The following is a 6,549-nucleotide window of genomic DNA, read 5'->3' on the forward strand; positions in this document are numbered from 1 at the left end:
CTGGTATTTAGTGTGTCATGAATCCTTCCAACTTCGTACATCTTCACCTGCATACATCTTATAGCTTGCTGGACTCTTCGATACGCCACTCTGCTTTATTTGAAAAAGCAGTGGAGTTTGGTATGCCGGCTGTCGCGATGACCGACCATGGTAATTTGTTCGGGGCCGTCGAATTTTATAATACTGCCCGAAAGTTTGGTGTCAAACCTATCATCGGATGTGAAGTCTATGTTGCCCCCGAAAGCAGACATGAAAAGAGCTCGAAAGATGGCCTTCGGGATGCTTCATATCACTTGATTCTTCTTTCTGAAAATGAGACGGGTTATAAAAATCTCCTGAAGCTTGTGACCAAGGGGTATCTGGAGGGTTTCTATTATAAGCCGCGCATCGATAAGGAACTGCTGGCAGAATGCTCAGAAGGTCTTATCGCTCTGAGCTCTTGTATTCGTGGTGAGGTAGCTCATAACGTGAATCGTGAGAATGTTCCCCGTGCTATCAAAGTCGCCAGCCAGTATTCAGAAATTATGGGGGAGAATAATTTTTTCCTTGAGCTGCAAAATCACCAACTGGAAAACCAGGACAGAATCAATAAGGAAATTATTGGCATTGGCAAAAAACTCGACCTGCCAGTAGTGGCAACCAATAATTGTCACTACATCAATCGAGAAGATTTTCATGCCCATGAAATTCTGTTGTGTCTGCAGACGGGAAAGACGATGTCAGATCCCTATCGAATGCAGTATCCCAAGGATGAATTTTATTTTAAATCTCCTCAAGAGATGATCGCTTTGTTTAAAGAGACACCAGAAGCGATAGAGAACACTTTGAAAATTGCTGATCGCTGTGAACTGGAGCTGGAATTTGACAAGCTTAATCTTCCGGATTATCCGGTTCCTGACACATATTCCCTTGAAACTTACCTTGAAGAGAAGTCTCGCGAAGGTTTGGCAAAAAGATTTGAAGAACTGGATAAACGCAAGATTGAATTTGAGCGTGAAGCCTATGAAAACAGACTGGATGAAGAGCTGGGAATTATTAAGAGGATGGGATACCCCGGTTATTTTCTGATCGTATGGGACTTTATCCACCACGCCAAGGAAAACGGCATTCCAGTAGGTCCTGGCCGTGGCTCGGCCGCAGGTAGCGTGGTGGCCTATGCCCTGCAAATCACTGATATCGATCCCCTGCAGTATGATTTGTTGTTCGAGCGGTTTTTGAATCCGGAAAGAGTCAGCATGCCGGATATAGATATTGACTTCTGCATGGATGGCAGGGATGAGGTGATTAAATATGTTACCGAGAAATATGGTGGCAACCAGAATGTTACCCAAATTATTACCTTTGGCAGTATGAACGCTAAGGGGGTCATTCGTGATGTCGGTAGAGTTTTGGACATGACTTATGGTGAAGTTGACAAGTTAGCGAAACTTGTTCCCAATAAATTGAATATATCTCTTAAAGAAGCTTTCAAGGAAGAACCGCAATTTGACAAGTTGCGCAAGGAAAATGAGCAAGTTGCGGAACTGCTGGATATTGCTAAAAATCTTGAAGGGTTACAGCGGCATTGTTCGACTCATGCGGCTGGAGTGGTCATTTCCTCCAAGGCACTGACTGAATTTTGTCCACTTTATAAAGGTGGAAATGATGAGGTTGTGACTCAATATGCCATGGGCAGTGTAGAAAAACTCGGCCTGCTGAAAATGGATTTTCTCGGCCTTAGAACTTTGACGGTGATCAACAATGCCTTAAAGCTGATCAGGCAATCAAAAAATATTGATTTGGATATAGGTGCCATCCCTCTGGACGACTCTGCCACCTATCAGCTGCTTTGTGATGCGAAAACGCTTGGGGTATTCCAACTGGAAAGTTCAGGGATGCGCGATCTTCTTAAAAAACTTAAACCGGACTGCTTTGAAGATATCATTGCTCTTTTAGCGATGTACCGGCCAGGGCCCCTTGAAAGTGGTATGGTTGATGATTATGTCAAGCGAAAGCATGGGACTTTGGAAGAAAAATATGATCTTCCTCAATTGGAATCCATTCTCAAGGAAACACATGGGGTCATCCTCTACCAGGAACAAGTGATGAAGATTGCAAGCGTCCTGGCCGGGTTCAGTCTGGGTGATGCGGATCTGTTAAGAAGAGCCATGGGTAAAAAGAAACCTGAGGAAATGGCGGCGCAGAGGGAGAAATTTCTAAATGGGTCAAAAGCCAAAAATATAGATGTAAAGAAATCGGAGAAAGTTTTTAACCTGATGGAAAAGTTTGCCGGTTACGGTTTTAACAAATCTCACAGCGCCGCATATGCTCAGGTTTCTTACCAGACCGCCTACCTGAAAGCTCATTTCCCGCTGGAATTTTTTGGTGCATTGATAACCAGTGATATGGACAACACGGATAAGGTTTTGCGTTATATCCACGATTGCCGTGAATTGAACATCACGGTACAACCTCCGGATGTGAACTTGAGCCAGCGTGACTTTTCAGTCGCCAACAATGTGTTGGTTTTTGGTCTTGGGGCAATAAAAAATGTCGGGAGCAAGGCCATCGACAATATTATTGAAGCGAGGAAGGAGTTGACTCAATTCAGCTCCCTGGGACAGTTGTGTGAGAGCGTTGACATGCAGTTAGCCAATAAACGGGTTTTTGAAAGTTTGATAAAAAGTGGGGCCTGCGATTCCCTTGGTAAAACCAGGGCTCAGATGATGAGCGATTTGCAAGTCTGTATGGAACGAGGGCAGGCAAAGCAAAGAGACCAAAATTTGGGACAGTCGAATATGTTTGATACGTTTGAGGCTGATGTTGAAGAAGATAAATCCATTTCTGTTGAAGACTGGAGTGATACAGAGAGGCTCCGTTTGGAAAAAGAGAGCATAGGGTTTTATATCACTGGCCATCCTCTGGATGGGTTCACCCGGGAGTTGTCCTGGTTTACAGATGCCACCTCAGCCTCAATCGCTGAAATGGGAAATAAGAAAAAGGTCAGCCTGGCGGGTATGCCTATCAAGCATCTCCCTAAAACCACTCGCAAGGGTGATAAGATGGGGATTATTACTCTGGAGGATTTGCAGGGTTCGGTGGAGGTTATTCTTTGGCCGGAGATTTATGAAAAAGCCCAAACGCTTTTGTTGGCGGAAGAACCTCTGCTTGTGAAAGGTGAAGTGGATGCCGAGGGCAGCCTGCCAAAGGTCATTGCAACTGAAGTGTTTCCGCTTGGACAGGCGAATCAGCACTTTCAAGGCAAGGTGATGATCCACTTCAGGACTCTGGGACTGGAGCGTGAAACTTTGATCGCGGTAAAAGAGATTTTAGCGTCACATAAGGGCAATAACGATACCCGGTTACATTTTATATTCCCTGATAATAAAGAACGTGTAGTAACTGTGGCGGATGAATTACGTATTAAGCCTTCTGATGAAGTATTGGGCCAGATTGAGTCTCTTCTGGGGGAAGATGCCATTTTATTTGAATAGCAATCATTTGCAGGCCGCTGATTTGTGCGCTAATCTAACGCTTTAAATTTTAACATTTCTTATATCTGCCGAAGGCGAAATAAATATGGAAGTTAAAGAATTTTCCTTACGATACTACAACGATGTGATGGCTAATGGATTGACGGTGGTTACCGTTGAAATGCCGCATATTCACACCATGGAAGTATCAATGTTTGTCCGCGCTGGTTTAAGGTTTGAAACTGATAAGAATAACGGGATATCCCATTTCCTGGAACACATGATGTTCCGGGGTAATAAGAAATACCCGAATTCAATTTCCCTGAATAAGGAATTTGAGAATATTGGCCGGGATCTCCGGGCTTCAACACTTGGTGAGTATACCCAGTACGGGTTCAGTCCGCATATTTCAGAGTTGGATAAGGGGATGGAACTTTTCTCAGAGTTTCTTTATTCCCCAACTTTTCCGGAAATAGAGCTGGAAAGGGAAATTATTCTTGAAGAGTATTATGAAGAACTTAATGAAGAAGGCGTGAATGTGGATATAAACAACCAGGCCTGCAAGTTGCTTTATCCTGATAATCCAATCTCATGGCCAACTATAGGCACAGAGAAGAGCATTAAATCTATTAATGTGGAAATGTTAAGGGATTATTACAATGTCCATTATGTTCCCGGCAATATGATTTTGGCGGTTTCAGGCCCGACTGAGCATGATTATATCCTTTCAATGGCAGAAAAGTATTTTTCACGGTTCTCAAATACTGTAGCGCCGATTGCAAAAGATTGCTTTATAGATAGTATCTCTGAGAAGCAGGACCGGCCTCAGTTTCTTTTTCAGCAGGACTCAGATAGCCAGATTGAACTGCAAATATGCTTTCGTTCCTGTTCCTATAACCATAAAGATTTTTTGACGATGGGATTGATCAGTCGAATATTTGATGATGGATTCACCTCCAGGCTACAGAGAGTGCTTAGAGAAGAACGTGGCCTTGTATATTCTGTAGAATGCCGGGCCACCAGTATGTCAGATATTGGCACCATGGATTTTGATGTCACGGTAAGACCTGAAAAACTTTTGGAAGTGACAGATGTATTGCTTCAGGAAATTAAAGCTTTTGTGAACCATGGCCCTACAGATTACGAAGTGGCTCATGTGAAAAAACGTTATATGTTTGATTTGGATTCGGAACTGGATGATCCTTATAAGCAAGTGGTGCGTTATGCCTTTCCTCATCTCTATTCAGAAGAGCTTTCTTTGGAAGAAGAACGAAACCGGATAGAAATGATCTCAAAATCAAAAATTATGGAAGTTGCTCGAAAAACTTTTGTTCCTGAAGTGATGAACCTCATTCTTGTTGGTCCTTATACTCCGGAATTGCAGGAAGGTCTGGAGCAACTGGCTCTGAAATATTAATTGCATGAAACAAAATAGAATATTTACCTTCGCACTACTTTTATTTTTTCTCACGGCTTGCGGTGTGAATGTTGAGGATTGTTTGCAGGATGAAACTTGCGGTCCGGCTATACCTGTTGCCAACCATGATGGAGCTTTGCCGTCAGATCCTTATGACTCCTTTTGGGATAAAAAAGCTGTAGCCGTAAAGGTGGAGCTTGGTCCTCAAATGATCACTAATCCTAAATGGCCGAATCCTTCTACAAAGGAAGTCACGATTCGCGCGGCTAAAAATAATAACGACATCGCCATAATGCTGGAATGGAATGATGATACCAGGTCCAGCAACTTTGACCACTCGGCTTTGTATGTCGACCGAGCTGCAGTGATGTTTCCAGTCACTGTTAGTAAAGAAGCTCCCTCGATCACCATGGGAGAGCCGGGAATGCCTGTCAATATCTGGCAATGGAAGGCCATTGGCGGGGAGAGGGGCCAGCCAGGTGTAAAAGATAACCCCAATTCAATGCTTGCTCACCAGACCATTGAAGATTTGAATGCTGAAGGATTCAGCACTCTGACCGATCAGAATCAGCAGGATGTGAAAGGTGGGGCGATTTGGAAAGACAATAAATGGCGTCTGGTTTTGAATCGTTCCCTGACAAATGGAAATGCAAATGATGTGCAGTTCAGGCAATCGGTATTGATGGCCACTGCAGTCTGGAATGGTTCCAATAAAGAATTGAACGGGCAAAAAGGTCTTGCCGGCTGGCTTCTTTTAAAGTTTAGTTGAGCGTTTTTACTCGTAGTAGAAGATATATGGCGGCGGCAATGCCAGCTGAACCAAATATCATCCACATCACCATGATCTGGTAACGCACTGCGACGATCGGGTCAACTCCGGAAAGTATCTGGCCCGTCATCATTCCCGGTAATGCAACAAGCCCAACAGCAAAAAGACTATTTATTTGTGGTATGAGAGCCGCTTCTAAAGCTGTTCGTCTGGCACTCTTGGGATCTTTTTCCCGCTTGAACTCTGATTCAAAACGTTCTGCTGCCAGGCTGACTGTGTTCATGGAGTTGGCAAAGATCATTCCGGCAATTGGGATCACCATGTTTGGCTCAAACCATCTTGGCAGGTCCAATACCAGTTGTGTCACGAGACCCAGTTGAATTAGTCCCGGTGCTCCGATTGAGATGATGGCTATCAGGAAAGGCTTGTGTTCTTCGAATGGCCTGACGGCAATCCATGAAGCCACTGCTATCATAACGATAATTAATGCGATGATGACCATCGGTTGTGTGGTTTCGAAAACGTATTTTAGAAAATAGCCAACCAACAGGAGCTGAAGAAGCATGCGGGCGTTTGCGTATAATCCGACCCAGGGTTTGAGCTCCCATTGATACATTATTGCGATTAGAAAAGCTGCGGGGATGAAGACGATGCTCAGTTCCGGTAATGGAATGGTTTGCATGGTTAATCCTGAACTTTTACATGGCTACCTGGGACTGTTTTTCCAGGTTCGCGCGAAACTTTTTCCAGGGTGCTTGCAGGGCGGGTACCAGTTTTTCTTTCAACTCGTCTGGAACGAAGTTTATTTTTTCTACAGGCCAATCTTCAACATACCTTACATCCAGACCCGACTTTTTGTAAGGGATCAGCAGTGCTTCTTCAAAGCCATAAACCAGGGCATTTGAATAGAC

At 44.0% G+C, this 6,549-nt stretch carries 4 protein-coding genes and 1 pseudogene (1 of these 5 cut by a window edge); 3 read left to right on the top strand and 2 right to left on the bottom strand.

Annotated elements, in window-relative coordinates; all coding sequences use genetic code 11:
* The first annotated feature begins 17 nt into the window (after positions 1 to 17).
* The 3 genes from dnaE (at position 18) to F3741_09570 (ending at position 5,638) form a co-directional block, all read left to right on the top strand.
* Positions 18 to 3,473 (top strand): DNA polymerase III subunit alpha, encoded by a 3,456-nt coding sequence (gene dnaE, locus F3741_09560; protein ID MZG31030.1) that lies wholly within the window; start codon positions 18 to 20, stop codon positions 3,471 to 3,473.
* Positions 3,474 to 3,558: 85 nt separating this feature from the next.
* The gene (locus F3741_09565) at positions 3,559 to 4,869 is read left to right on the top strand and encodes an insulinase family protein (protein MZG31031.1); all 1,311 of its coding nucleotides are present in this window, start codon (positions 3,559 to 3,561) and stop codon (positions 4,867 to 4,869) included.
* Between the two features lie 4 nt (positions 4,870 to 4,873).
* The gene (locus F3741_09570; protein MZG31032.1) at positions 4,874 to 5,638 is read left to right on the top strand and encodes a hypothetical protein; all 765 of its coding nucleotides are present in this window, start codon (positions 4,874 to 4,876) and stop codon (positions 5,636 to 5,638) included.
* On the opposite strand, the gene F3741_09575 is transcribed toward F3741_09570, so the two are convergent.
* Positions 5,631 to 6,320: an ABC transporter permease gene (locus F3741_09575; GenBank protein ID MZG31033.1), complete on the bottom strand. Its 690-nt coding sequence runs from the start codon at positions 6,318 to 6,320 to the stop codon at positions 5,631 to 5,633. The two genes, F3741_09570 and F3741_09575, sit on opposite strands and share 8 nt — an antisense overlap.
* 16 nt (positions 6,321 to 6,336) lie before the next feature.
* A pseudogene (locus F3741_09580) lies at positions 6,337 to 6,549 on the bottom strand (hypothetical protein) (it continues 825 nt past the right edge of the window).

The organism is Nitrospinota bacterium (genome assembly GCA_009873635.1).
Classification (GTDB): domain Bacteria; phylum Nitrospinota; class Nitrospinia; order Nitrospinales; family VA-1; genus LS-NOB.